Consider the following 23,666-nt stretch of genomic DNA (forward strand, 5'->3'; position numbering starts at 1 on the left):
CAACGGCCAGCGATCTAAATGCCAGGTTGGCGAGCACTGTTCCGACCGTCAAAGGAATAAATGATTCCCCGGACGTGTCGGATTAGTCTCTGTGTAGCGCAGGATTATCTAGTAGCCCGCGTTACAACGCATCTACTGTCAGCAAGTATTTCTCGCTAAAACCCCCTGTTTTCAGACGAAAACACGGTTTTTCAGGGTTTTAGGTTTGTAACAAAAATGTCACAGGGCCATCATTGATCAAATGCACCTGCATATCAGCGCCAAAACGCCCCGATTCGACGCTGGGGTGAAGTCGTTTTGCCGCTTCAAGCAGCTGATTGAACAACGCCTCGGCCAATGCCGGTGGTGCTGCCGTGGAAAAGCTCGGACGCAGGCCGCTCTTGGTGTCTGCCGCCAGGGTAAATTGCGAAACCAGCAGCAAGCCGCCGCCGATATCGGCCAGTGACAGGTTCATTTTGCCTTCGGCATCGCTGAATACCCGATAGTTGAGCAGCTTATGCAGCAACTTGGCGGCGCTGGCTTCGGTATCCCCGGGCTCGACGGCAACCAGCACCAGCAAGCCCTGATCGATTGAACCGACAATCTCCCCCGCTACCTCCACCCGCGCGCCACTGACGCGCTGCAACAGCCCCTTCATGCTTCGTCAGGCTGCAAGTTGAGCAGACGACGGGCCATTTGCTCGGTGGCGCGCACCAGGGCGTCGGTAATGCCGGGCTCGGAAGCGACGTGCCCGGCTTCACGGATGATTTGCAGCTCACTGCCCGGCCAGGCCTGGTGCAGCTCCCAGGCGTTATCCAGCGGGCAGATCATGTCGTAGCGGCCATGCACGATCACGGCCGGCAGGTGGGCAATCTTGTGCATGTCCCGCAGCAGTTGATTGGGCTCAAGGAACGCGTTGTTCATAAAGTAGTGGCATTCGATACGGGCAATGGACAATGCCCGGTGCGGGTCGCAAAAGCGCTCGACCACCTGCGGGTTGGGCCGCAGGGTGGCGGCGCGGCCTTCCCAGGTCGACCATGCCTTGGCCACATGCATCTGGGCAATCTGGTCGTTGCCCGTGAGGCGCTTGTGAAAGGCACTCATCAGGTCGTCACGCTCTTCCTCAGGGATCGGCGCGATATAGTCCTGCCAGTAGTCGGGGAAAATCCGGCTGGCCCCTGCCTGATAGAACCATTCGATTTCCTGCGGCCGCGCCAGAAAGATCCCACGCAAAATCAGGCCATGTACTTGCGCTGGATGGCTTTGCGCGTACGCCAGTGACAGGGTCGAGCCCCACGAACCGCCGAACAACACCCACTTGTCGATGCCCAGGTACAGGCGAATCCGCTCCATATCGGCGACAAGATCCCACGTGGTGTTGCTGTCCAGGCTGGCGTGCGGTGTCGAGCGACCACAGCCGCGCTGATCAAAGGTGATGATGCGATACAGGCCCGGATCGAAATAGCAGCGGCTGTTGGCATCGCAACCCGACCCCGGCCCGCCGTGGACAAACACCACCGGCAGGCCGTCTGGCGAACCGCTCTCGTCAACGTAGAGCACATGCGGGCCATCGACCGCCAGTTCATGCCGGGCGTAGGGTTTGATCTGCGGGAACAAGGTCTGCATTACGCACTCCAGGGAGGGGTCGAAAGAGATTGCCGTCAGGCATCATAAACCCGATTGGAGGTATTGAGCATGCCCTTACTAAAAGGATGGGGTTTGGATCGGTGGCGCGCCTCCAACCCTCTCCTGTAGGGCGAGGGGGGCTGATTGTCGGTGTTCTTGAGGCCGCGCGCACTCTGTCCCCTCTCCCTCCGGGAGAGGGCTAGGGTGAGGAGCTTTTGACTTAACGTTCCCGGCCCCACTCAATAATCCGCGCCAACAATTGCTTGAGTACCACCCGGGTCGGTGCCGCAAGGTCTTCGCGATAGTTGAACGGCTCGAACTCTTCCATATAGGTGCACTGCGCCAGTTCCAGTTGCACAGCATGGATGTTGTCCACCGGACTGCCGTAATGACGGGTGATATGGCCACCCTTGAAGCGTCCGTTCAGTACATGACTGTAGGCTGGATGCTCGGCACAAATGGCTTCAAGATCGCGGGCCAGCGTCGGATCGCAACTGGCACCATTGAAGGTGCCCAGATTGAAGTCCGGCAGACGGCCGTCAAACAGATGAGGGATTTGCGAACGAATGGAATGCGCATCAAACAGCAGCGCATAGCCAAACTCGTCTTTCATGCGTTTGAGTTCCTGTTGCAAGGTCTGGTGATAGGGTTTCCAGATCTGCTCCAGGTACGTCGCACGCTCCTCTTTCGTAGGCACCAGCCCTTCACGAAACAATGGCACGCCATCAAATAGCGTGGCCGGGAACAAACCTGTGGTGGCGCCCACATACATCGGCGCATCGTCCTGCGGGCGATTGAGGTCAATCACAAACCGCGAATACTCGGCTGCCAGGGTGCTGGCACCCAGCTCGCTGGCAAAGTCGTACAGCTGCGGGATATGCCAGTCGGTGTCCGGCAGGCTTTGCGCCTCAGGGATCAGCCCGGCCTTGACTGCCGGAGTCAGTTTCAGACCAGCATGGGGCATGCTGATCAGCAACGGCACGCGGCCTTGTTTGAATGTCAGAACCTTGTCCACAAGCTTTCTCCTAAAGCGTTACGTCAACGCCGCTACGCACGACGCGTTTGTCCAGATCACCGCCCAGCCAATAAGCCAGGTCTGCCGGACGATCAATGTTCCAGGCGACAAAGTCGGCCACCTTGCCGGGCTCAAGCGAGCCGTGGGTCTCGCCCATGCCCAATGCCGTTGCCGCGTGCAGGGTGACCCCGGCCAGGGCTTCTTCGGGGGTCATACGGAACAGGGTGCAGGCCATGTTCAGCATCAGGCGCAACGACAGTCCCGGCGAGGTTCCCGGGTTGAGGTCACTGGCAATGGCGATTTTTACCCCGTGCTTGCGCAGGGCCTCCATCGGCGGCAACTGGGTTTCACGCAAGAAGTAAAACGCACCAGGCAAGAGCACGGCCACGGTGCCGGAGGCGGCCATGGCAATGGCATCTTCTTCGGTCATGAATTCCAGATGATCGGCCGACAGCGCCTGATAGCGCGCCGCCAAGCTGGAGCCATGCAATGAAGACAGCTGCTCGGCGTGCAATTTGACCGGCAGGCCCAATTGCTGCGCTACCTTGAACACCCGCTCGACCTGGGCCGGTGAGAACGCCAGGTATTCGCAGAACGCATCCACAGCGTCCACCAGCCCTTCGGCCGCCAGCGCGGGTAGCATCTCGTTGCAGATATGCTCGATATAGTCATCGGCGCGATCCTTGAACTCCGGCGGCAAGGCATGGGCGGCCAGGCAGGTGCTGCGCACCGTGACCGGCAACACTTCGCCAAGACGGCGGATCACCCGCAAAATTTTGCGTTCACTCTCCAGGCTCAGGCCATAACCGGACTTGATCTCGACACTGGTCACGCCATCGCGCAGCAAACACCGCAAACGCTGACGGGCACTGTCGAACAACTCGTCCTCGCTGGCCGCGCGGGTCGCACGCACAGTGCTGGCAATACCGCCTCCGGCCGCGGCGATTTCGGCATAGCTCACGCCTTGCAGACGCTGCTCGAACTCACCGCTGCGGTTGCCGCCAAACACCGTGTGCGTATGGCAATCGATAAGCCCCGGCGTTACCCACGCGCCTTCAAGGCCGTGGGTTTGCCCATATTCGCCCGTCGGCAACTGCTGACGCGGGCCAAGCCACTCAATGTAGCCGTCACGGGTGACGAGGGCGGCATCCTCGATGATCGAGTACGTGCCGTTGGCCATTGTTGCGACATTGCAGTGCTGCCAAAGGGTTTTCATCGCGTCACTCCGTCAATGATCAAAAACTCAGGAAAGCTCGGGAGCCACTTCAATTGCCCGACCCGCTGCAGGTTTTACCCACAGCAGATAAGCCACAACCAGCATGAGAATCCAGACCACACCTACCATTAGCGCGGCTTGTGTCTCAGGGAAGTAACCCAGTACGCCGAAGATAAACACCATGAACACAATGGCGGCAATCGGCGCATACGGCCAGAACGGCACCGGGAACTTGAGTTCGGCCACTTGTTCACGGGTCATGGAACGACGCATGGCCACCTGGGTGACCAGAATCATCAGCCATACCCATACCGTGGCAAAGGTCGCAATCGAGGCGATTACCAAAAAGATGTTTTCCGGGATCAGGTAGTTAAGCACCACACCCACCAGCAAGGTGGCGCCCATTACCAGCACGGTCATCCACGGCACGCCGTGTCTGGAGATTTTGGCAAAGCCCTTGGGCGCCTGCCCTTGCTGGGCCAGCCCGTACATCATGCGGCCTGCACCGAAGATGTCGCTGTTGATCGCCGACACTGCCGCCGAGATCACCACAATATTGAGGATGGTGGCCGCCGAGCTGATACCCAGACTGTCAAAGATCTGCACAAACGGGCTGCCCTGGCTGCCGATCTGAGTCCACGGGTAAATGGCCATCAGTACAAACAGAGTCAGTACATAGAACAGCAGAATGCGCAGCGGCACCGCGTTGATCGCTTTAGGGATCACACGCTGCGGGTCTTTGGCTTCGCCAGCGGTGATACCAATGATTTCAATGCCGCCAAAGGCAAACATCACCACGGCAAACGAGGCGATCAAACCGCCCACGCCATTGGGCATGAAGCCGCCGAAGGACCACAGGTTGCTGATGCCGGTCGCCACCGCATCGGAGGTGCCCGAGGTGCCAATACCAAACAGCATGATGCCGAAGCCGGCCAGGATCATCGCCACGATGGCAGCAACCTTGAGCAGCGATAGCCAGAACTCCATTTCACCGAAGACTTTAACGCTGCACAGGTTCAGGCCGCCAATCAGCAGCACGATACCCAGCACCCAGATCCAGCGCGCCACTTCCGGGAACCAGAAGCCCATGTAAATACCGAACGCGGTGACATCGGCCAGACACACGATGATCATCTCGAAGGCATAGGTCCAGCCGAGAATAAAGCCCGACATGGGCCCCAGATAGGTGCTGGCGTAGTGACCGAAGGAACCGGACACCGGATTGTGCACGGCCATTTCGCCCAGTGCGCGCATGACCATGAAGACCGCCGCGCCACCAATCAGGTAAGCCAGCAGCACAGCAGGTCCAGCCATCTGGATGGCAGCAGCTGAACCATAGAAAAGACCCGTCCCGATCGCTGAACCCAGCGCCATGAAACGGATGTGGCGAGCGGAAAGCCCGCGTTTCAAACCTTGAGTCTGGTTTTGCATTTCGCGTCCTTGATTATTTTTGTCGGCGAAAACAGAGACGCAGAGAGCCCGTAGGCCCTCTGCGTTTTTTTGGATTACAGGCTTGGCAGAACGTGTGCAGGCAGCAGTGCGTTCAGGCAACGGGACGCCAGCAGTTGCATGGCGATTTCGATGTCCGGCGCGAAGAAACGGTCTTTTTCATAATGCGCGACTTTGCTGCGCAGGGTGGTGCGAGCGATTTCCAGCTTGGCGGACGTTTTCAGGCCATCACGCAGATCCAGGCCCTGGCACGCGGCCAGCCATTCAATGGCCAGAACACCGCGAACGTTTTCGGCCATTTCCCACAGACGCTTGCCTGCAGAAGGCGCCATCGATACGTGGTCTTCCTGGTTGGCCGAGGTAGGAATGCTGTCCACGCTATGCGGGTGGGACAACGCCTTGTTCTCGCTGGCCAGGGCCGCAGCCGTCACCTGGGCGATCATGAAACCGGAGTTGACGCCGCCATTGGCCACCAGGAACGGCGGCAGTTGCGACATGTGCTTATCCATCATCAACGAGATGCGACGCTCACTCAGCGAACCGATTTCGGCAATGGCCAACGCCATATTGTCTGCAGCCATGGCAACCGGCTCGGCGTGGAAGTTACCGCCGGAGATCACGTCGCCCTGTTCGGCAAATACCAGCGGGTTATCCGACACCGCGTTGGCTTCAATGCCCAGCACTTCGGCGGCCTGACGGAACTGGGTCAGGCAGGCGCCCATGACTTGTGGCTGGCAGCGCAAGGAGTACGGGTCTTGTACCTTGTCGCAGTTTTTGTGCGACTCGGACACTGCGCTGCTGGTGCCCAGCAGATCGCGATAAATCGCCGCCGCGTCGATTTGACCGCGTTGGCCGCGGGCAGCATGAATGCGTGGGTCGAACGGCGAGCGCGAACCCAGAACGGCTTCAACGGTCAGGCCGCCACAGGCCATCGCAGCGGCAAACAGGTCTTCGCCTTCAAACAGACCGCGCAGAGCGTAGGCCGTCGATACTTGAGTACCGTTAAGCAGGGCCAGGCCTTCCTTGGCAGCCAGGGTCAGCGGCTCAAGACCGGCTTGTTTCAAGGCAGTGACGGCATCCAGCCACTCGCCTTTGTAACGGGCCTTGCCTTCACCCAGCAGCACCAGCGACATATGCGCCAGGGGTGCCAGATCGCCCGATGCGCCCACCGAACCTTTGAGCGGAATATGCGGGTAAACCTCGGCATTGATCAGGGCGATCAATGCATCGATGACCACGCGACGAATCCCGGAGAAACCACGGCTCAGGCTGTTGACCTTGAGCACCATGATCAGGCGCACCAGGTCATCGCTGATCGGTTCGCCGATACCAGCGGCGTGGGACAGCACCAGCGAACGCTGGAGGTTTTCCAGGTCTTCACTGGCGATTTTGGTCGAAGCCAACAAGCCAAAACCTGTATTGATACCGTAGGTGGTGCGGTTTTCGGCAAGGATCTGCTCAACGCACGCCACGCTGGCATCGATCTGCGCCGAGGCGCTCGCGTCCAGGCTGAGGGTAACCGGCTGCTGATAAATGTCACGCAGTTGGGCAAGGCTCAGTTGGCCGGGGATCAGGTTTAACTCAAGCACGTTAATACTCCTTCACGCGTGTTACCGAAAATTATAGAAATCTTTAACAACCATGTGGGAGCGAGCCTGCTCGCGAAGGCCGTTCGCGAGCAGGCTCGCTCCCACGGGAGACCAGAGGTCAGCCGTTGATCATCGGCAGGTTCAGGCCCTGCTCGTTGGCGCAATCGATGGCGATGTCGTAACCGGCATCGGCGTGACGCATTACACCGGTGGCCGGGTCGTTGTGCAGGACACGGGCGATGCGCTCAGCCGCTTCGTCGGTACCGTCACACACGATCACCATGCCCGAATGCTGGGAGAAGCCCATGCCGACGCCGCCGCCGTGGTGCAGCGACACCCAGGTCGCGCCGCTGGCAGTGTTGAGCATGGCATTGAGCAGTGGCCAGTCGGACACGGCATCCGAACCGTCCTGCATGGCTTCGGTTTCGCGGTTCGGGCTGGACACCGAGCCGGAGTCCAGGTGGTCGCGGCCGATCACGATCGGGGCCTTCAGCTCGCCGCTGCGCACCATTTCGTTGAACGCCAGGCCCAGCTTGGCACGCTGGCCCAGGCCGACCCAGCAGATACGTGCCGGCAGCCCCTGGAAGCTGATGCGCTCGCGCGCCATGTCCAGCCAGTTGTGCAGGTGGGCGTCGTCGGCGATCAGCTCCTTGACCTTGGCATCGGTCTTGTAGATATCTTCGGCATCCCCCGACAGTGCGACCCAGCGGAACGGCCCTACACCACGGCAGAACAGTGGGCGGATATAAGCAGGGACAAAACCCGGGAAGTCGAAGGCGTTTTCTACGCCAACTTCTTTAGCCATCTGACGGATGTTGTTGCCGTAGTCGAAGGTCGGCACGCCAGCTTTCTGGAATGCCAGCATCGCTTCAACGTGCTCACCCATTGACGCTTTGGCAGCTTTGACCACAGCAGCCGGATCGGTCACGGCGCGGTCGCGGTACTGCTCCCAGGTCCAGCCTTTTGGCAGGTAGCCATTCAGCGGGTCGTGGGCGCTGGTCTGGTCGGTGACCATGTCCGGGCGCACACCACGGCGAACCATTTCTGGCAGCAGTTCAGCAGCGTTGCCGCACAGGGCAATGGAAATCGCTTTGCCTTCAGCGGTGTATTTGGCAATACGCGCCAGTGCGTCATCCAGGTCCGCGGCTTGCTCGTCGACATAACGGGTGGCCAGACGGAAATCGATACGGCTTTGCTGGCATTCGATGTTCAGCGAGCAGGCACCGGCCAGAGTTGCTGCCAGCGGTTGTGCGCCGCCCATGCCGCCCAGGCCTGCGGTCAGTACCCACTTGCCGACCAGGCTGCCGTTGTAGTGCTGGCGACCGGCCTCGACGAAGGTTTCGTAGGTGCCCTGGACGATGCCCTGGCTGCCGATGTAGATCCAGCTGCCGGCGGTCATCTGGCCGTACATGGCCAGGCCCTTGGCGTCGAGTTCGTTGAAGTGCTCCCAGGTGGCCCAGTGCGGTACCAGGTTGGAGTTGGCGATCAGTACCCGTGGCGCGTTGCTGTGGGTTTTGAACACGCCGACCGGCTTGCCCGATTGCACCAGCAGGGTTTCGTCATCGTTTAGGTTGGTCAGGCTTTCGACGATTTTGTCGTAGCACTCCCAGTTGCGCGCTGCCCGGCCAATACCGCCATACACCACCAGTTCAGTCGGGTTCTCGGCCACTTGCGGGTCGAGGTTGTTCATCAGCATCCGCAGGGGTGCTTCGGTCATCCAGCTTTTGGCAGTGAGCTGGGTGCCGCGGGCGGCGCGGATCTCACCATCACGGTGACGGGTGAACTCGGCAGGCGATTTTGGGGTAGTTGAAGTCACGGGTAACTCCTCAGCGTTGGGCAGATGCGTCGGGTGTGAGAAGAGGATCGACGCACACTTATGTACTTGTACATACAAGCATATGCAAGTTAGCGGCCAATCTGAAAATTTTCCTGATGAAAAAGCTGCAAGCCACGGAAATAAAGGTGCGCAACCGCAAGAGAAGTTTTTTGGTGGAGAGGGAGAAATTAGCGAGGGGTGTTACTGAAGTAGATGTGTGCGCTGATTTGGGGCGTTTGGTAACGCATGTGTTCTGTGGGAGCGGGCTTGCTCGCGATCGCATCACTGCGACCCGCCAATAAACCGAGTCACCTGCATCGCGAGCAAGCCCGCTCCCACCTGATCAGGACTGTGTCAGACCGCGCTCAACTCAATCACGCAACACAGCCCGGTTAGCGTGATTTCCAGCAACTCGCGATTGCCGCTTAGTTGCAGGCAGTCGTAGCGGCCCAGGTGTTCATGGCAGGTGTTACCCAGGCCAACATGCACCTGCTCGCCCGCACTGAACACCAATACGGTCTGCGCCGAACTGAACAGGCGTTGCGGGACGGTTGCATCCAGCCATTGCAGACGTGCTGCGTAGCGCTGCGGGGCGTAGATCAGGTTGAAGTCACGGATCGGCCCATCAATCAGGGTGCAGGAGACGGTGCTTTCACCCTTGAACGCATATGCATCAAAGGGTAACAGTGCCCGCGTGCTCGCCCCGTCAACTTGCAAGTTCATGCCCGCGCCTTGCAGCACGCTGATAATCCGCTGATAACCCTCAAAACGCGAAAAGCCACCTGATTCGCCAATATCGGCAATCGACAGGCGCCAGCCAAAACCGACAAGGCCTTCACCTGCGTCACGGGTGATTTCTTCAGTGCTGCCGCCGCCGTTTTTCCACGGCATGCGTGGATAATCGACGGCACGTAAAACAACGGGCTGGCTCATTTATTGAAGCGTCCTTCAAGACGATGACGGGAACCGGGGTGGATCAGCCGGGCGGCGGTCACAGGCTGACGGCCCGACCAGGTGCGGCGGCGAATCAGCAGGCACGGCTCGCCTAGCTCGATTTGCAGCAACTTGCACTCTTTGGGGTCAGCCAGAATCGCTTCGACCACATGCTCGCCTTCGGTCAGCGGAGCGACCTGAGACAAATAGGCATACGGTGTTTGCAGGGTGAAATCCTGCTTGAGGTAGTCCGGCGCCACCTGTGCATTCACGAAACGGTCCTCGATTTGCACGGCAATCCCGTTTTCGTAATGCACGATCAGGGAATGAAAGACCTTTTGCCCTTCACGCATATCGAGCACGGCGGCGCGTTCCGAGCCGGCCATTTCTTCACCCAGGCTGATGACCTTGCAGGTGTGAGTGTGCCCGCGGGCAGCAATTTCATCAGCGATGTTGTTGACTTCAAACAGCGCGGACTGTGTCTTGGGCTCGGCCACAAAGGTACCGACACCCTGCATGCGCACCAGCAAGCCGTCGGCGGTCATTTCACGCAGCGCACGGTTGATGGTCATGCGGCTGAAACCCAACTGGGTCACCAGTTCGCTTTCAGATGGCACACGGTAATGCGGCGGCCAGTTTCCACTCTGGATCTGTTGAGTGATCATTTGCTTTACGCGGGCGTAAAGCGGGGCCGGGCTGTCGCCCATGTGGGCGGCCAGCGGGGACAAGACAGGCGGAGTCGACACAGGCAATCCTTGTTCATGAGTAAAGGGCGTAGCTTGCCGGAGTTTACCGGGCAGGCAAACGTCTGTATATGTATATACAAATAACAAGCTTTGGGGTACCGAACCGATGTCTGTCTTCTTTGCCGAGCGCGCCCTGCTACCGACTGGCTGGTCTGCCAATGTCCGAATCGAGGTGGGTGCCGATGGTCGCCTGACACAAATTACAGCCAATGCCGACGCGCACGGGGCAGAACGTTTGAGCGGCCCGCTGTTGCCGGGCATGCCGAACCTGCACTCTCACGCGTTCCAGCGGGCCATGGCCGGTTTGGCCGAAGTGGCGGGCAACCCCAATGACAGCTTCTGGACGTGGCGCGACTTGATGTATCGGCTCGTCGGAAAAATCAGCCCTGAACAACTCGGCGTCATTGCCCGTCAGTTGTACATCGAGATGCTCAAGGCCGGTTACACCTCGGTGGCGGAATTCCATTATGTCCATCACGATCTGTCAGGGCAGCCCTATACCAACCCGGCTGAGCTGGCACTGCGAATTAGCGAAGCTGCACGCTCCACCGGCATTGGCCTGACGTTGCTGCCGGTACTTTATAGCCACTCGGGTTTTGGCGGTCAGACACCCAACGACGGTCAGCGGCGCTTTATCAACAGCACCGAGCAATACCTCAAATTGCAGCAACAGCTCAAGCCGCTACTGGCGCAACAGCCAGCGCAGACCCTGGGGCTGTGTTTTCACTCGTTACGCGCCGTTACTCCCGGGCAAATAAACGCAGTGCTGGGCGCCAGCGACACAACCTGCCCGGTGCATATCCATATTGCCGAGCAACAAAAGGAAGTCGACGACTGCCTGAGCTGGAGCGGCAAGCGTCCGATCCAGTGGCTATATGACAATGTCGAAGTCGATTCGCGCTGGTGCCTGGTGCATGCCACCCACGCCAACGCAGACGAAGTTCAACTGATGGCGCAGAGCAAGGCCGTAGCCGGGTTATGCCTGACCACTGAAGCCAATCTGGGTGACGGTATTTTCCCGGCGGTGGATTACCTCGCTCAAGGCGGGCGCATGGGCATCGGTTCGGACAGCCATGTATCACTGAGCGTGGTCGAGGAACTGCGCTGGCTGGAGTACGGCCAACGTTTGCGCGACCAACGCCGCAACCGGATGTATCGCAGTGATCAGCCGATGGTCGGGCGTACGCTGTACGACGCCGCCCTGGCGGGTGGTGCACAAGCGATGGGGCAACCAGTCGCTGGCTTGGCCGTTGGTCAACGCGCCGACTGGCTGGTGCTTGACGGCAACGACCCGTACCTGGCCACCGCACAGGACGACGCCATTTTAAACCGCTGGTTGTTTGCCGGCGGCGACCGCCAGATACGCAACGTGATGGTTAACGGCCAATGGGTAGTTCGCGACGGGCATCATGCCGATGAAGAGGCCAGCTGCCGCAACTTCACCCGTGTGCTACGCGAGTTGTTGGGGTAGGTGCATAACACCTTGTGGGAGCGGGCTTGCTCGCGATGGCTACGACGCGGTCTATCTGTCAAACCACGGCGATCCAATCGCGAGCAAGCCCGCTCCCACAACACCCACAGGTAGTTGGATTACAGACCGTTCAGATGCTTCGCAGCCCAATCGCGAACCTCGGCATAGGGATAATTTTCCAACGCTGCAAACCCCGGAATGGCCCGCGCTTTCATCTTGGTGAACATCGGCACACTGATCCCGCATAAAAACCGGGTCAGGCGTTCTGCCGGGGGATAACTTCCTGCGTATTCCTGATGCCTGTGGATAAAAGCGCCACACAGTACTTCAACGTTTTTATCCACAAGCGGCGCCAGCGCGGGGGGCTCCGGTAAACGCGCCACCTGCCCTGCGCATACCGAGCAATGCCCGCACTGCCGAGGTGCCTGGTCATCGCCAAAATACCGGGCCAGTCGGTAGCTCAGACAGGTATCACTGGCAAACAGCGCCAGCATTGCGTGAATCCGCTTGATCTCGCCGCTCTCGTGGGCACAGAAGTAAGCATGCAGCTCCTGGCTTAATGCTTCGGCATCAAAATCGCTCACCAGCAGGCTGTAGACCTCGGTCATCTGCTTGCTTTCAAGCTCGATCCAACCCTTCTCCTGAAAATAATCCAGCGCCTTGACCACCCGATTGCGATCGGCCTGATGCTGCCCGTACAGGGTATCGAAATTTACCGTGGCCCAGGTTCTGGCGCGGGTGGAGGTCTGAATGATGGCCGAGACAAATTGCTGACGTTCACCTTCGAATTTGGCCAGTAATACCTCGGGCTCGATCAGGAATTTGAAACGATACTCGGCAAAGTAGGCATAGCGCGGTGCTATCAAGCCGCGCAACTCCAGCTGCACCAGCAAGGTTTTAAGTGGTAGCTGACGAATATTGCTCTGATCGGACAACGGCAGCAGCATAAATTCCCACTGCCCTTCAGGTATTGCTCCACGCAACTCCTCAAGTACACAGCGAATACCCGCAAGCTCGGGCGTGTCGCCATACACAAAGTTTTCCAGCACGTTAAGGCTGTCGCGGTTGGCCAGCACCAGACAGTCGGAGGGCTGGCCATCACGCCCGGCGCGACCGATTTCCTGGCTATAGTTTTCAATCGATTTGGGCAGGTCGAAATGCACCACATTGCGGATATCGCTTTTATCGATACCCATCCCGAAGGCGATGGTGGCGACGATGCAGTTCAGCTGCCCGCCCATGAACTGGCGCTGAATGCCCTCGCGCTGCTCATGGGGCAAACCGGCGTGATAAGCATTGGCACTGATACCGTGCTGGCTGAGGTGCTCGGCAATCTGCTCGGCGGTCCGTTGCAATGTGACATAGACGATGCTCGGCTGGCCGATGCGCCCGTTCATCCACTGCACCAGGCGCTGGCGCTTTGCCGCGCCGCTGACCGGCTCAACCCACAGGTTGAGGTTGGCGCGATAGAAGCCGGTGGTGATCACATCCGTCTCGGCAATCGCGAACTTGGCCTGCATGTCCGCGATCACATTGGGCGTGGCGGTCGCTGTAAGCAGCAAGGCTTGGGGGATATTGAACTGGCGCTGGTAGTCTGGAAGTTTCAGATAATCAGGGCGAAAGTTATGCCCCCATTCAGAAATACAGTGGGCTTCATCCACCACCAGCAGTGAAATCGGTACTTGCTGCAAAAAGTTACGGAAGCGCTCGTTTTTCAGGCGCTCGACCGAAATCATCAGGATCTTCAATTCGCCCGCCTTGGCCCGGGCCATCACGGCGCTGGCGTCCTCACGACTTTGCGCGGAATCAATACTGGCGGCGGCAATGCCGTGGCGCTGCAAAAAAGCCAGTTGGTCCTGCATAAGAGCCAACAGCGGCGAAACCACCAGCGTCAGGTGGGGCAACAGCAGCGCCGGCAGTTGATAACACAACGACTTGCCCGAGCCCGTGGGGAAAATCGCTGCCGCCGAACGCCCGGCCAAAACAGCACTGACCACCGCCTCTTGCCCGGCACGAAATTGTGGATAACCGAAAACCTGTTCCAGGGTGTTGTACATCACTGTCACTCCATTGACCGCCACACGCGCAAAACTTTAACGCCAAGTTTGCAGACGATCGAGAAAAGGTCGGGGCAAATTGAGAGAGGATGATACAGGTGTGTTTTGAAATTACCCGATATCACTAGTGCAGACGCTTCTTCGCGGCGATATAGACAGCATTGTCATCACGACGACCGACACCAAGCACCAGAACTATCAGACGGTTATCAATCACTTCATACACCAGCCTCACCCCGCTGGCACGCAGCTTGATTTTGTAACAGTTCGGCATATTCCTGAGCCCGGCGGCCGGAACCTTTGGGGACAACAACCGGCACTTGAGCTTCTTTAGTAGCTGGATCTGGAGCACCTTATCCAGCTTTTCCAGCTCCTTTTTTGCTTCAATTTCGAACTCAAGGGTATAAGTCTTGATTGCATCTGCCTGCGACTCAGTTTTTCTCGGCAGTTGCGATGAGCTCATCAATTTCGACCTTGATTGTAGGATTGCCACGCCGCTCTTTGACCAACCTGGCCAATTCAGCGTCGTCGATCATCTCCAGCAACAGCTCGTAGCGCTCAGGGGAAAGAATATAAAACGCAGGTTCGTTACGATTGAGAATGACCATTGGGTCACCACCGCTTTCACGATAAGTACCCATAGGGTCTTTTTTCAGATCTGTTACTGACGCAGCGACTTTAGCGAGCATGGCGAATGTCATGATATGGCCTCATGCCTATGTATACGGAAAGACTCATCTGCTAAATCTGTAAGCTGCTGAGCCAACACAATCAAGCACTAAAAATAGCACTTTTAACAGCGCCATAAAAGACACTCCAACAAACGCTCACACTGAAAATCGGGACAATGAATAATGAACCTCGCCCCAGACCTCCCGGATACCCCAACCCTGCGTGAGCTGCTGCAGCTGCTGCACGAAGAAATCGGCTTGCCGGAACACAAGACCATCAGCCTCAAGACCGCGATCAATGCTGATTTGGGCTGCAATGGCGCGGATGCCCAGCATTTGATAGAAGCCCTGGAAGAACGTTTTGGCCTGGAACTGGCGGACTACGATGCCTATCGCTATTTCCAGCCCGCCGGTAATGACCCGCACCTCAAGCGCAAGGCCAAGGGTCGGGAAAGCAAAGTACCGCTGACCATCGGTATGCTCTACGCGGCGATCTGCAGCGGACAGTGGGATACCCAAGGCCTGGAGGCCTAGGCATGTGGGAGCAGGCTTGCTCGCGATGCAGACGCTGCGGTTTTGTCTGATTCACCGCCGCGATGCCATCGCGAGCAAGCCCGCTCCCACAGGATGTATACCCACAGAAAAATTCAGGCACAAAAAAGCCGCCTTTTCAGGCGGCTTTTTTGTGGATCAACACACTGACCGAATACTTACGCCTTCGGGCCGGCTGCCTTGATCGCGTCGCTGACGTCGAACTTCTTGAAGTTCTCTACGAACAGGCCGGCCAATGCTTTGGCAGCTTCGTCGTAGGCAGTTTTGTCAGCCCAGGTGTTGCGCGGGTTGAGCAGAACAGTCTCAACGCCCGGTACGGCTTTAGGCACGTCCAGGTTGATGATGTCCAGGTGCTCGGTTTCAGCGCCGATCAGAGCACCGCTCTGGATCGCAGCAATCACCGCACGGGTGGTCGGGATGTTGAAGCGCTTGCCAACGCCGTAGCCACCGCCGGTCCAGCCGGTGTTAACCAGGTACACCTTGGAGCCGAAGCCACGGATGCGCTTGATCAGCAGCTCTGCGTATTCACCGGCCGGACGCGGGAAGAACGGTGCGCCAAAGCAGGTGGAAAAAGTCGACTTGATGCCGCTGCCTGAACCCATTTCAGTCGAGCCCACCAGTGCGGTGTAGCCAGACAGGAAGTGGTAGGCCGCTTGCTCTTCGCTGAGGATCGACACAGGTGGCAGTACGCCAGTCAGGTCGCAGGTCAGGAAGATCACAGCGTTTGGTTCGCCGCCCAGGTTCTTCTCGGAACGCTTGGCAACGTGCTCCAGCGGGTAAGCGGCGCGGCTGTTCTGGGTCAGGCTGACATCGGCATAGTCAGGGTGACCGGCAGCGTCGAGCACAACGTTTTCCAGCACGGCGCCGTGCTTGATGGCTTTCCAGATAACCGGCTCGTTCTTCTCCGACAGGTCGATGCACTTGGCATAGCAACCGCCTTCGATGTTGAACACCACGCCTTCGCCCCAACCGTGTTCGTCGTCACCGATCAGGTAACGGCTTTCATCGGCGGACAGGGTGGTTTTACCGGTACCGGACAGACCGAAGAACAGGGTCACGTCGCCTTCTTCGCCAATGTTTGCAGCACAGTGCATAGGCAGCACGTCAGCAGCAGGCAGCAGGAAGTTCTGTACCGAGAACATGGCTTTTTTCATTTCACCGGCGTAACGCATGCCAGCGATCAGCACTTTTTTCTGGGCGAAGTTGATGATCACGCAACCGTCAGAGTTGGTGCCATCACGCTCAGGCACGCACTCGAAGTTGGCCACGTTAAGCACTTGCCACTCATCACGACCGGCTGGGTTGTATTTAGCCGGGTTGATGAACAGGCAACGACCGAACAGGTTCTGCCAGGCAGTCTGGGTGGTCATTTTCACGGCCAGGTAGTGGTCTTCGGAAGCACCTACATGCACGTGGGAAACGAAATGCTCTTGCGCGTTGTTGAACGCCTCGACGCGGTCCCACAGGGCATCGAACTTGTCGGCCGGGAACTTGCGGTTGATCGGGCCCCAGGCAATGGCAGCCTGAGTGGACGGTTCTTCAACAATGAAGCGGTCAGCCGGCGAACGGCCTGTACGGTGGCCAGTTTCGACAACCAGTGCGCCATTGTCGGCAAGCACGCCTTCACCACGGTTCAGGGCTTCTTTGACCAGATCGTCGATGCTCAGATCGGTGTACACGGCGTTATTAGCTTGCGTCATGAGGTTCCCCGTCGGCCATTGGCCGAGTGCGCCAAACGTTTTGTAGTAGAAAAGTTTGCACTACTACCGCGAAAAAAGTGGGCCGGATTATGCCAGAAAACCCCAAAAAGAGTAGGCCCCACCTGTCAGAACCGCGCAAGAACGGGCTTTGACAGGTGTTTTACCTGAGCTGAAACGTTTTAGTGATGAGTGCCTGAAGGGGATTCAACACCTGCGCCAGCGAACAATTGATCGACATCTGCTGCATCAAACAGGTAACGCTCGTTGCAGAACTGGCAATCGATTTCGATATGACCGCCATGCTCGGTCACCAGATTGAGCGCATCGGCATGACCCAGGCTGGTCAGGGCATTGCCCGAACGCTCACGGGAGCAACTGCACTTGAATTCAATGGCCTGATTATCAAACAGGCGCACGGTTTCTTCGTGATACAAACGGTGCAGGATGGTCTCGTTATCCAGCCCCAGCAGCTCTTCTGATTTGAGCGTATCGCCCAGCATCAGCAGGCGGTCCCAGCTGTCGACGCGCTCGTCTTCATCCTTGACCACATCGGCAGGCAACTGCTGCAGGAACATGCCCCGCGCACGCTGGCCATCAGCAACCAGCCAGAAGCGGGTCGGCACTTGCTCGGACATCACGAAGTAATTGGTGAAGCAGTCAGCCAGGGTTTCGCCGTTCAGGTCCACGATGCCCTGGTAGCGCTTGCCAACCGTAGGGTCAATGGTAATGGCCAGCACGCCATTAGGCAGCAGATCAGCCAGCGTGGCATCGGCAGCAATCTGGTCGGCGTCAAAACGGGCCAGGCCGCGTATTTCCCGGTCGCTGGTGCATTCGATCATCAGCAGCGGCACCGGGCCTTCGGAACGGGCCTGCAGGCTCAGCAAGCCATCGATTTTCTGGTTGCCCACCAGCAACGCAGCCGCAGCCATCAGCTCGCCCAGCAATTGCTGGACCGGCTGTGGATAAGCGTGCTTGGCCAACACGTCAGCGTAGCTGTGCTCCAACGAGGCCAGTTCGCCGCGGACGTCGCTGGTATCGAACATAAAGCGTTGTGTGGCATCGGTTTTGTGTAAGTCGGACATAAGAATAGAGTTCTGAATTGGTGACAAAATGTGTAAGCGCCATTAAATATCGTGCAGGTCTGATGACCCTATATGGCGCCATACCTGAATGATTACAAGCCATGCAGCCACGGACTCGACGTACGGCTTGCGGGCCCTGGCCAGCTCACTCGCCCCCACTGGCGTCATGAAACTGATGCAGTTGGCGCCGCTGCTTCTTGGTCGGTTTGCCATCAGTCGTGATGCCCATGGCCCCGGATTTGCGCATGGCAGCCGCGTTTTCGCGCTTGGCGATGCTTTGTTCGGTTTCGGCGTACAGCAATTGGGCTTCAGGGGCGCCACGGCGGACCACAGACAGCGCTTTGACTTCGACAGTGCGCTCTTCAAGGCCAACACGAATTTGCAGTTCATCGCCCAGGCGAGGTTCTTTGCTCGGCTTGCAGCGCTCACCCCGGCAATGCACCTTGCCGCTTTCAATCGCGGCCTTGGCCAGTGCCCGGGTCTTGTAAAAACGCGCCGCCCAGAGCCACTTATCCAGGCGAACCTTGTCGTCCTCTTCCTGCTTTTGCGCCACTGGAATTCCTCTTCACTTGAATAGTCAGAACTGTACTACTACTTGCAATGAACAACTGAAGCATTCGTCCCGATAGAATGCCTGCCTGCCGAGTAGCGGACACGCAGATAACTGTCGCCATTTGCTGAATATTCTGCGTGAATGCTCTTTGTACATTGCCAAATCGGCATCGCCGATTGCTTTACCTGCAGGGTTCCTCCTGCGGCCTGAATACGTTAATCGCTGGTTACTTATATTGAAGACTTTTGATCACTTGACCGTTGTCGGTCTGCGCGAGTGGGTGGCGCTTCCCGATTTGGGAGTCGCCGGCCTGCGCGCGAAAATCGACACCGGTGCCAGTACTTCCAGCCTGCACGCTACCGAAATCGAGCCTTTTGTGCGCGACGGTGTCGAGTGGGTACGTTTCAATGCCCACCTGGGCACCCTGGTACAACTGCGTCACCGTCACTGTGAAGCGCCTTTGGTGGCAATTAAAACCATTAAAAGCTCCAATGGCCACACCCAGGTTCGCTATGTGATCCGCACCGGCCTGGCGCTGGGTGATAGGGTCTGGCCGGTCGAGTTCACCCTCGCCTGCCGCAAATCGATGCGTTATCGCTTGTTGCTGGGCTCAAAAGCGTTGATCGACGGCCAATTGGTCGTCAACCCTGCACTAAAATATGTACAAGACAAGCCGGAATTCCCGGTCACTACTACCTCTGCCACAGGTGTTGCATGAAGATCGCTGTGCTGTCGCGTAACCCGCGTCTGTATTCCACTCGTCGTCTGGTTGAAGCCGGTACCGAACGAGGCCATGAGATGGTAGTGATCGATACCCTGCGCGCCTATATGAACATAGCCAGTCATAAGCCGCAGATTCACTATCGCGGCAAGCCGCTGGAAGGCTTTGATGCGGTGATCCCGCGCATTGGCGCGTCAGTCACGTTCTATGGCTGCGCAGTGCTGCGCCAGTTTGAAATGATGGGCGTGTTTCCGCTCAACGAATCGGTGGCAATTGCTCGCTCGCGGGACAAATTACGTTCGTTGCAGCTGTTGTCCCGGCGTGGCCTGGGTTTGCCGGTAACCGGTTTTGCCCACTCGCCGGATGATATTCCCGACCTCATCGAAATGGTCAACGGCGCCCCGCTGGTCATCAAGGTGCTGGAAGGCACCCAGGGCATCGGCGTGGTGCTGTGTGAAACCGCTACCGCCGCCGAGTCGGTGATTGAGGCCTTTATGGGCCTCAAGCAAAACATCATGGTGCAGGAATACATCAAGGAGGCCGGGGGTGCCGATATTCGCTGCTTCGTGGTCGGTGACAAGGTGATCGCGGCCATGAAACGCCAGGCCAAACCTGGAGAGTTCCGCTCCAACCTTCACCGGGGCGGCAGCGCCAGCCTGATCAAGATCACCCCCGAAGAGCGCATGACCGCCATTCGTGCGGCCAAGGTCATGGGGCTGAGTGTGGCGGGTGTCGATATCCTGCGCTCCAACCACGGCCCGCTGGTGCTGGAGGTCAACTCATCGCCAGGCCTGGAAGGCATTGAAACCACCACCGGCAAGGATGTGGCCGGGATTATCATCCAGCACCTGGAAAAAAACAGCAGCCCGCATATGACCCGGACCAAGGGCAAAGGCTGACAGCGCATCAACCCTTGGGTGAGCAGACTTGTTGTGGGAGCGGGCAAGCCCGCTCCCACAGGGTCAAAGCTATACCGCCCCTCTTGGCAACATAAGCCCCAGCGGCAAACGTACACGGGCTTCAAGCCCTCCGCCGCTGCGGTTACGCAGCTCGACATTGCCACCATGCATGGAGGCAATCCGCTTGACGATCGCCAGCCCCAGCCCCGTACCTTTACCGCCACGGGCACGGTCACCGCGGATAAACGGGTTGAAGATATCTTCCAGCTCCGCAGGATCAATCCCTGCCCCCCGGTCCATCACGCTCAGCACCACATACGGCGCGCTGACATCACCCGATACGTAAGCCGCAACCTCCACGTCTTCGCCAGCATGGTGCAAGGCATTGCCGATCAGGTTGTTGAGCAAACGCTTCATCGATACCCGACGTAGCGCAAACGGCTGAATCGGCTGCAGACGCAGGCGCACCTGCTCTCCGTTCTGGTTATAGGGTGCCACCACTTCACGGATCAATTCACACAGATCAACCTCTTCAACCGGCTCGTCACGGCCGTCACGGATAAAGGCCAGGAACTGGTCGAGAATCGCGTCCATGTCCTCAATATCACGCACCATGTCGTCGGTCAGGTCGTTGTGGTTGCCCATCAGCTCCAGAGACAGACGCAAACGGGTCAGCGGGGTGCGCAGGTCATGGGACACGCCTGCAAGCATCAGTTCTCGCTCGCGGCCCGCCTGTTCGACGTCTTCAGCCATCTGATTGAAGGCGCTGTACACCTCCGTCATTTCGCTGGGCGTGTCGCCGACAGGCAAGCGCACGCTGCGCCCCTGCCCCAACTGGCGAGCTGCATACACCAGACGCTTGAGGGGCTGATTAAGCTGGCTGACGAAAATCCACGCCGAAGCAGTGGACAACAAGCCGATGGCTAAAAACCAGCCCAGTACATTCCAGATTTTTTGCCCACGCAGCGGGTGCGGATACAACGGCACTTTCAACCAGCCATCCCCCAGGCTCGGGGCACGCACCCACAGCGCAGGGGATGTGTGCATACGCAAGCGCACCTCTGTATCGGGGCCAAGCTCGGCCTGCATCTGACGCTGATAAATCTCGCTGTAAGGCCAGTGCTGTTCACCCTCGGGTACACCTCCGCCCACGACGCGAACCAAATCAACGGCATCGATGATCTTATTGCGGTTTTCCTCATCGGCGGCCCAATAGGCACGCAGGGTCAGCGCCACGCCGTGGCTGTACTGGCGGTCAACCAGCACGTCCTCGTTCATAAGCAGATAAACCAGCGTCAGGGCCTTGGAAAACAGCACAACAATCAGGACAAGCCAGAGTGTGCGCGAGAAGAAACTTTGGGGGAACCAGACAGGGGTTTTCATAGACAGCCGCTTTTATACTTTGCAGGAGCGAGCCCCGAGGCCCGAAAAAAAGATAAATCGCGAGCCACACGGTACCAGACAGCACCAGTGCGACTCGCTCCTACAAATGATCTGTCATTTGGTTGCGTTGCCATCCGGCACGAACACATAACCCACGCCCCAGACGGTCTGGATATAGCGGGGCTTGGACGGATCCGGCTCGATCATGCGGCGCAAACGGGAAATCTGGACATCGATTGAACGCTCCAGCGCATCCCACTCACGACCACGGGCCAGGTTCATCAGCTTGTCGCGGGTCAATGGCTCGCGGGCATGCATGACCAGGGCTTTAAGTACCGCAAACTCACCCGTGGTGAGCATGTGAACTTCGTCGCCACGTTTGAGTTCGCGGGTTGCCAGGGACAACTCGTAATCACCGAATGTCACGCTTTCGTCTTCGCTACCCGGCGCACCCGGCACCGGCGGCGCCTGACGACGCAATACCGCACGCACACGGGCCATCAGCTCATCGGGGTTGAAAGGCTTGGCCAGATAATCGTCGGCACCCAGTTCCAGGCCCTTGATACGGCTAAGTTCATCACCTTTGGCTGTCAGCATGATGATCGGCACGCGATTGCCCGCTGCACGCAAACGGCGACAGGCTGACAGGCCGTCTTCGCCGGGCAGCATCAGATCCAGCACCACAAGGTGGTACATTTCGCGGGCCAGCCGACGATCCATGTCCGCTGCATTGGTCACGGAAGTGGCGCGATAACCCTTGCTGGAAAAGAAACGTACCAGCAAGTTGCTCAGCCCAGGATCATCATCAACGATAAGGATTTTTTCGCCTTCAGACGTTTGTGCAGTGCTGCTCATTAGGATGCTCCTGTGATCTCGGCGCGCATTATGGCTCAGCCGCTGCGATACGCATTGTGTGCATTGTTAGCAGATTTTTCTTCCTTAAACATTAGACCAGGTAATGAGACCACCGCGCGCAATCCCCTGAATCCGGGAACGCTGGTTATAATGCGCGGCCTTTTGTGTCGGGCAATCTCGAACTTTCAATGGTTGTGCCAGTATTTATTTTTTCAACATCTGGCGTAATCAGCTGACTTCACGGGTCAACAGGCTGCCCTTTTGGCCCAGGCAGCGGCCCCTTCCGGGCTGCTCAACCAGCCTCGCAAGCCTTCAAGCCCGGGCCTGCGAGCCTGCATCACATTTTGTCAGGTGGTTTTATGGACAGCATCAACAGCCGCATCGCCGAAGAACTCGGCGTGCGCCCGCAGCAGGTCGAAGCGGCCGTCGCTCTTCTGGATGAGGGCTCCACCGTACCCTTCATCTCTCGGTATCGTAAGGAAGTGACCGGCAGCCTGGATGACACCCAGTTGCGTCACCTCGAAGAGCGCCTGCGCTACCTGCGCGAACTCGACGAGCGGCGCGTCAGTATCCTCGCCAGCATCGAAGAACAAGGCAAGTTGACCCCCGAACTGGCCCGCGACATCAAACTCGCCGACACCAAGACCCGCCTTGAAGACTTGTACCTGCCGTATAAGCAAAAGCGCCGCACCAAGGGCCAGATCGCCCTGGAAGCCGGCCTCGGCGAGCTGGCAGACGGCCTGTTCAACGACCCGACACTCACGCCAGATGCCGAAGCTGCCCGTTTTGTCGACACTGAAAAAGGTGTGGCTGACGTCAAGGCAGCCCTTGATGGCGCCAAGTACATCCTCATGGAGCGCTTCGCCGAAGACGCCAGCCTGCTGGACAAGCTGCGCAGCTTCCTCAAACAGGAAGCCATCCTCAGCGCCCGCGTAATTGCCGGCAAGGAAGAGGAAGGCGCCAAGTTCCGCGATTACTTCGAGCACGATGAACCGCTCAAAAGCATGCCATCGCACCGCGCACTGGCGATTTTCCGCGGTCGCAACGAAGGCATTCTGAGCTCGTCGCTCAAAGTCGGTGAAGAATTGCCCGGCACGATGCACCCCGGCGAAATGATGATTGCCCAGCGCTTCGGTCTGGAAAATCAAAACCGCCCGGCTGATAAATGGTTGAGCGAAGTGGTGCGCTGGACCTGGAAGGTCAAGCTCTACACCCACCTCGAAACCGACCTGCTGGGTGAATTGCGCGACGCCGCTGAAACCGAAGCCATCAATGTATTCGCCCACAACCTGCACGACCTGCTGCTGGCCGCGCCGGCTGGCCCGCGCGGCCAGCAGCAGGTCGTGCAGGTTG

At 58.3% G+C, this 23,666-nt stretch carries 22 protein-coding genes; 5 read left to right on the top strand and 17 right to left on the bottom strand.

Annotated features, from left to right (window positions below):
* Positions 1-199: 199 nt before the first annotated feature.
* The 9 genes from dtd to hutC form a co-directional block, all read right to left on the bottom strand.
* Complete coding sequence (dtd, locus tag GHO03_RS11895; RefSeq protein ID WP_095000823.1) at positions 200-637, bottom strand: D-aminoacyl-tRNA deacylase; 438 nt, start codon at positions 635-637, stop codon at positions 200-202.
* Positions 634-1,605 carry a prolyl aminopeptidase gene (pip, locus tag GHO03_RS11900; RefSeq protein ID WP_095000822.1) on the bottom strand — a complete coding sequence of 324 codons (972 nt, stop codon included), beginning with the start codon at positions 1,603-1,605 and terminating at the stop codon, positions 634-636. The genes dtd and pip overlap by 4 nt, the downstream gene beginning before the upstream one ends.
* Positions 1,606-1,825: 220 nt before the next feature.
* Positions 1,826-2,620: an N-formylglutamate deformylase gene (gene hutG / locus GHO03_RS11905; protein ID WP_095017736.1), complete on the bottom strand. Its 795-nt coding sequence runs from the start codon at positions 2,618-2,620 to the stop codon at positions 1,826-1,828.
* Between the two features lie 10 nt (positions 2,621-2,630).
* Positions 2,631-3,836 carry an imidazolonepropionase gene (gene hutI / locus GHO03_RS11910; RefSeq protein WP_133143889.1) on the bottom strand — a complete coding sequence of 402 codons (1,206 nt, stop codon included), beginning with the start codon at positions 3,834-3,836 and terminating at the stop codon, positions 2,631-2,633.
* A gap of 27 nt (positions 3,837-3,863) precedes the next feature.
* Positions 3,864-5,267, bottom strand: a complete 1,404-nt coding sequence (locus GHO03_RS11915) for an amino acid permease (protein ID WP_133143890.1) — start codon at positions 5,265-5,267, stop codon at positions 3,864-3,866.
* A 74-nt stretch (positions 5,268-5,341) separates the two neighbouring features.
* Positions 5,342-6,874: a histidine ammonia-lyase gene (gene hutH / locus GHO03_RS11920; RefSeq protein WP_095000818.1), complete on the bottom strand. Its 1,533-nt coding sequence runs from the start codon at positions 6,872-6,874 to the stop codon at positions 5,342-5,344.
* Positions 6,875-6,992: 118 nt separating this feature from the next.
* Positions 6,993-8,690, bottom strand: a complete 1,698-nt coding sequence (gene hutU, locus GHO03_RS11925; protein ID WP_133143891.1) for a urocanate hydratase — start codon at positions 8,688-8,690, stop codon at positions 6,993-6,995.
* Between the two features lie 354 nt (positions 8,691-9,044).
* Positions 9,045-9,623 (bottom strand): HutD family protein, encoded by a 579-nt coding sequence (locus GHO03_RS11930; protein ID WP_095017740.1) that lies wholly within the window; start codon positions 9,621-9,623, stop codon positions 9,045-9,047.
* The gene (gene hutC / locus GHO03_RS11935; protein WP_153399868.1) at positions 9,620-10,330 is read right to left on the bottom strand and encodes a histidine utilization repressor; all 711 of its coding nucleotides are present in this window, start codon (positions 10,328-10,330) and stop codon (positions 9,620-9,622) included. The genes GHO03_RS11930 and hutC overlap by 4 nt, the downstream gene beginning before the upstream one ends.
* Positions 10,331-10,475: 145 nt before the next feature.
* Here hutC and GHO03_RS11940 point away from each other — a divergent pair, with 145 nt between their 5' ends.
* On the top strand, positions 10,476-11,840 hold the full coding sequence (locus tag GHO03_RS11940) for a formimidoylglutamate deiminase (protein ID WP_153399862.1): 1,365 nt from the start codon (positions 10,476-10,478) through the stop codon (positions 11,838-11,840).
* A 119-nt stretch (positions 11,841-11,959) separates the two neighbouring features.
* Here GHO03_RS11940 and GHO03_RS11945 read toward each other — a convergent pair whose 3' ends face one another.
* The 3 genes from GHO03_RS11945 to GHO03_RS11955 all read right to left on the bottom strand — a co-directional run bounded on the left by GHO03_RS11945 (position 11,960) and on the right by GHO03_RS11955 (position 14,598).
* Positions 11,960-13,897: an ATP-dependent DNA helicase RecQ gene (locus GHO03_RS11945; protein WP_133143894.1), complete on the bottom strand. Its 1,938-nt coding sequence runs from the start codon at positions 13,895-13,897 to the stop codon at positions 11,960-11,962.
* A 124-nt stretch (positions 13,898-14,021) separates the two neighbouring features.
* Complete coding sequence (locus GHO03_RS11950; protein WP_095038729.1) at positions 14,022-14,360, bottom strand: type II toxin-antitoxin system RelE/ParE family toxin; 339 nt, start codon at positions 14,358-14,360, stop codon at positions 14,022-14,024.
* Positions 14,329-14,598: a type II toxin-antitoxin system Phd/YefM family antitoxin gene (locus tag GHO03_RS11955; RefSeq protein WP_169916159.1), complete on the bottom strand. Its 270-nt coding sequence runs from the start codon at positions 14,596-14,598 to the stop codon at positions 14,329-14,331. Before GHO03_RS11955 ends, GHO03_RS11950 begins: the two co-directional genes overlap by 32 nt.
* A gap of 153 nt (positions 14,599-14,751) precedes the next feature.
* Between GHO03_RS11955 and GHO03_RS11960 the strand changes: the two genes are divergently transcribed.
* Positions 14,752-15,102 (top strand): DUF1493 family protein, encoded by a 351-nt coding sequence (locus GHO03_RS11960; RefSeq protein ID WP_095017744.1) that lies wholly within the window; start codon positions 14,752-14,754, stop codon positions 15,100-15,102.
* A 176-nt stretch (positions 15,103-15,278) separates the two neighbouring features.
* Here the strand turns inward: GHO03_RS11960 and GHO03_RS11965 are convergent, their stop codons facing one another.
* The 3 genes from GHO03_RS11965 to GHO03_RS11975 all read right to left on the bottom strand — a co-directional run bounded on the left by GHO03_RS11965 (position 15,279) and on the right by GHO03_RS11975 (position 18,455).
* Positions 15,279-16,820 (bottom strand): phosphoenolpyruvate carboxykinase, encoded by a 1,542-nt coding sequence (locus GHO03_RS11965; protein WP_095017745.1) that lies wholly within the window; start codon positions 16,818-16,820, stop codon positions 15,279-15,281.
* A gap of 179 nt (positions 16,821-16,999) precedes the next feature.
* Positions 17,000-17,902, bottom strand: coding sequence for an Hsp33 family molecular chaperone HslO (gene hslO, locus GHO03_RS11970; protein ID WP_133143895.1), 903 nt, complete (start codon positions 17,900-17,902; stop codon positions 17,000-17,002).
* Positions 17,903-18,047: 145 nt separating this feature from the next.
* On the bottom strand, positions 18,048-18,455 hold the full coding sequence (locus GHO03_RS11975) for an RNA-binding S4 domain-containing protein (protein WP_095000808.1): 408 nt from the start codon (positions 18,453-18,455) through the stop codon (positions 18,048-18,050).
* 268 nt (positions 18,456-18,723) lie between these two features.
* Here GHO03_RS11975 and GHO03_RS11980 point away from each other — a divergent pair, with 268 nt between their 5' ends.
* The gene (locus GHO03_RS11980) at positions 18,724-19,173 is read left to right on the top strand and encodes an ATP-dependent zinc protease (protein WP_169916200.1); all 450 of its coding nucleotides are present in this window, start codon (positions 18,724-18,726) and stop codon (positions 19,171-19,173) included.
* On the top strand, positions 19,170-20,075 hold the full coding sequence (gene rimK / locus GHO03_RS11985) for a 30S ribosomal protein S6--L-glutamate ligase (RefSeq protein ID WP_016783140.1): 906 nt from the start codon (positions 19,170-19,172) through the stop codon (positions 20,073-20,075). Before GHO03_RS11980 ends, rimK begins: the two co-directional genes overlap by 4 nt.
* Positions 20,076-20,144: 69 nt before the next feature.
* On the opposite strand, the gene GHO03_RS11990 is transcribed toward rimK, so the two are convergent.
* Together GHO03_RS11990 and ompR are read right to left on the bottom strand one after the other, a co-directional pair.
* Positions 20,145-21,458 carry an ATP-binding protein gene (locus GHO03_RS11990; protein WP_016783139.1) on the bottom strand — a complete coding sequence of 438 codons (1,314 nt, stop codon included), beginning with the start codon at positions 21,456-21,458 and terminating at the stop codon, positions 20,145-20,147.
* A gap of 114 nt (positions 21,459-21,572) precedes the next feature.
* Positions 21,573-22,313, bottom strand: a complete 741-nt coding sequence (ompR, locus tag GHO03_RS11995) for a two-component system response regulator OmpR (protein WP_095000806.1) — start codon at positions 22,311-22,313, stop codon at positions 21,573-21,575.
* Positions 22,314-22,672: 359 nt separating this feature from the next.
* Here ompR and GHO03_RS12000 point away from each other — a divergent pair.
* A partial coding sequence (locus GHO03_RS12000; protein WP_306108793.1) for a Tex-like N-terminal domain-containing protein occupies positions 22,673-23,666 on the top strand: 994 nt, incomplete at its 3' end.

Source organism: Pseudomonas sp. FSL R10-1339, from assembly GCF_009600545.1.
Classification (GTDB): Bacteria; Pseudomonadota; Gammaproteobacteria; order Pseudomonadales; family Pseudomonadaceae; genus Aquipseudomonas; species Aquipseudomonas bubulae.